A 2,580-nucleotide genomic window follows, 5' to 3' on the forward strand; every position below is an offset into this window, starting at 1 on the left:
TCTCCGCGGGCGTCGACCACGTGGTGCACACCTACAGCGCCGGCGCGGGGGCCTTCGGCGACGAGGCCGCACGCATCATGGGCGAACGCCTGGGAATCGACGCCGGCAGGGTGTTCAAGACGCTGGTGCTCACGACCGCCCGCCCACCCGAGGGGACCCGGACCCCGCTGGCGGTCGCGGTCCTGCCGGTCACGGCCATGCTCGACCTCAAGGCGGCCGCTTCCGCGCTGTCCTGCGGAAAGGCCTCACTCGCCCCTGTGGACGTCGCGGAGAAGACCACCGGGTACGTGGTCGGCGGGGTCTCGCCCCTCGGGCAGAAGAGGTCCCTGGCGACGGTCGTCGACCGGTCCGCGTCGGACCACACCACAATCCTGTGCAGCGCCGGCCGGCGGGGATGGGAGATCGAGCTCGCACCCACGGACCTCGTCGCCCTCACGGGAGCGACCACGGCGGCGATCACCGCGCGGTGACGCCCCGGGGCGGTCTGGTCAGAACAGCAGCCCGGCGGTCGGATCCACCGGGCGCACCAGGTCCGGACCCTCGTTCCGGACGTTGGAGACCGCGCGCGAGACCGGCCGGATCTCCACCCGGTCGGCCCACTGAGCCAGGTCACCGCCCGCACCGTCGACCAGCGCCCGGGGGTCGCCGATCACGGACGGGTCGAGCCAGTCGGAGACCACGGACGGGTCCACCACGAGCGGCATCCGGTCGTGGATGCGGCGCAGCGGTCCGAGCGCCGCGGTGGTGAGGATGGCGCACGAGAGCTGGGTGACGTCCTGGTCGGCGGGATCGCGCCGGGCTTCCCAGAGCCCCGCCATGAGCAAGCCCTCGGTGCCGGGCAGGCTCATGTGGAACGGCTGCTTGGGCCCCGCCCGGCCCCCCGGTGTCGCCGGCTGCCCGGGGACCCACTCGTACCACCCGTCCATCGGCACCACACAGTGGCGCCGGGCCACGGCGGCGCGGAACGACGGCTTCTCGAAGGCGGTCTCGACCCGGGCGTTGAACAGGGTCGGCAACCTCCCCGGGTCCCTGGCCCAGGACGGCACCAGGCCCCAGCGCATCGAGCGCAGGACCCGTCGGGGGGTCTCGCTCAGGTCGAGACGTTCGCGCGGGGCGTCCAGGACGAGCGTCGGGATGGTCGTGGTGGGTGCGATGTTGAACCGCGGTGAGACCGGACCCCGGTCGGGCCACAGCCCCGGCGGGGGCGACGACGCCTCGTCCACGGCGTCGAGTTCCACCGCGAGCCGCGCCGGATCCGAGGAGAGCGAGAACCGTCCACACATGCGGTCCATCCTCCCACCCGGGCCGGGCGGGATCGGAGTGGATGCGCGACAATGACCAGGTGAGTCATTGGAACGCCCCCGTCGCCGACACGCCCGTGAACGCCGTGGTCCCGGTGCCCGGGTCCAAGTCGCTGACCAACCGCGCCCTCGTCCTGGCCGCGCTGGCCGACGCCTCCGCGCGGGTGAGCGGGACGTTGCGCAGCCGGGACACCGACCTGATGATCGGAGCGCTCGGTGCTCTCGGAACCCGGATCGAGGGCCCCGGGGGACCGCTCGGCCCCGACGACACCGAACTGGTCGTCACACCCGGGCCGTTGCACGGGGCGGACGTCGAGTGCGGCCTGGCCGGGACGGTCATGCGGTTCGTACCTCCACTCGCCGCGCTCGCCACCGGCATATCGACGTTCGACGGTGACCCCGCCGCGCGGGTGCGTCCGCAGGCCACGGTCCTCGACGCGCTCCGCTCGCTCGGGGCCGACGTCACCGGGGACAGGCTCCCGTTCTCGGTGTCCGGGACGGGTTCCCTCCGGGGTGGACGGGTGGAGATGGACGCCTCGGCCTCCTCTCAGTTCGTCTCCGGACTGCTGCTCTCCGCCGCCCGCTTCGACGACGGGGTGGAACTGGTCCACGTGGGCGCGTCCGCCGTCCCGTCCGGTCCGCACATCGAGATGACGCTGGCGATGCTCAGGGAGTCCGGGGTGGTTGTCGAACAGCCCACGGCGTCGTCCTGGCGCGTGGCTCCGGGGCCGATCTCCGCAGTCGACCGGGTGGTGGAGCCCGACCTGTCCAATGCCACCCCGTTCCTCGCCGCGGCCGCCGTCACCGGCGGGTCCGTGCGCGTGCCCCGCTGGCCGGTGGCCACCACACAACCGGGGGACGCCATCCGCGGGATCCTTCAGGACATGGGCGCGACCGTGACCCTCGAGACCGTCGACGGGGCGGACCACGGGACCCTCGTCGTCGTCGGACCCGACCACCTGTCACCCGTGGACGTGGATCTGTCCGCCATCGGTGAGCTCACCCCGACGATCGCCGCACTGTGCGCGCTCGCCGACGGCCCGTCCACGCTCACCGGGATCGCCCACCTCCGCGGGCACGAGACCGATCGTCTCGCCGCCCTCGCCGCCGAACTCGGCGCGGTGGGGTGCGACGTCACGGAGCGGGCCGACGGCCTCGAGATCGTCCCGGGATCCCTGCACGGCGCCCCCTGGCGGGCCTACGCCGATCACCGCATGGCCACCGCGGGTGCCATCATCGGCCTCGTGGTACCGGGGATCGAGGTGGACGACATCGACTC

3 protein-coding genes are annotated in these 2,580 nt (G+C 73.3%); 2 read left to right on the forward strand and 1 reads right to left on the reverse strand.

Annotated elements, in window-relative coordinates; translation table 11 throughout:
* The first annotated feature begins 20 nt into the window (after positions 1–20).
* Positions 21–470 (forward strand): aminoacyl-tRNA deacylase, encoded by a 450-nt coding sequence (locus G6026_RS10140; protein ID WP_347238087.1) that lies wholly within the window; start codon positions 21–23, stop codon positions 468–470.
* 18 nt (positions 471–488) lie between these two features.
* Here the strand turns inward: G6026_RS10140 and G6026_RS10145 are convergent, their stop codons facing one another.
* Complete coding sequence (locus G6026_RS10145) at positions 489–1,283, reverse strand: SOS response-associated peptidase (RefSeq protein WP_107755948.1); 795 nt, start codon at positions 1,281–1,283, stop codon at positions 489–491.
* Between the two features lie 41 nt (positions 1,284–1,324).
* Here G6026_RS10145 and aroA point away from each other — a divergent pair.
* On the forward strand, positions 1,325–2,580 hold a 1,256-nt coding region (aroA, locus tag G6026_RS10150; RefSeq protein ID WP_182613103.1), incomplete at its 3' end, for a 3-phosphoshikimate 1-carboxyvinyltransferase.

The organism is Dietzia sp. DQ11-38-2 (assembly GCF_014145055.1).
Classification (GTDB): Bacteria; Actinomycetota; Actinomycetes; order Mycobacteriales; family Mycobacteriaceae; genus Dietzia.

Bases quoted from the DNA above. Each gene is read 5' to 3' on its own strand.
- G6026_RS10145 (WP_107755948.1), bottom strand. From the start codon at position 1,283: ATGTGTGGACGGTTCTCGCTCTCCTCGGATCCGGCGCGGCTCGCGGTG.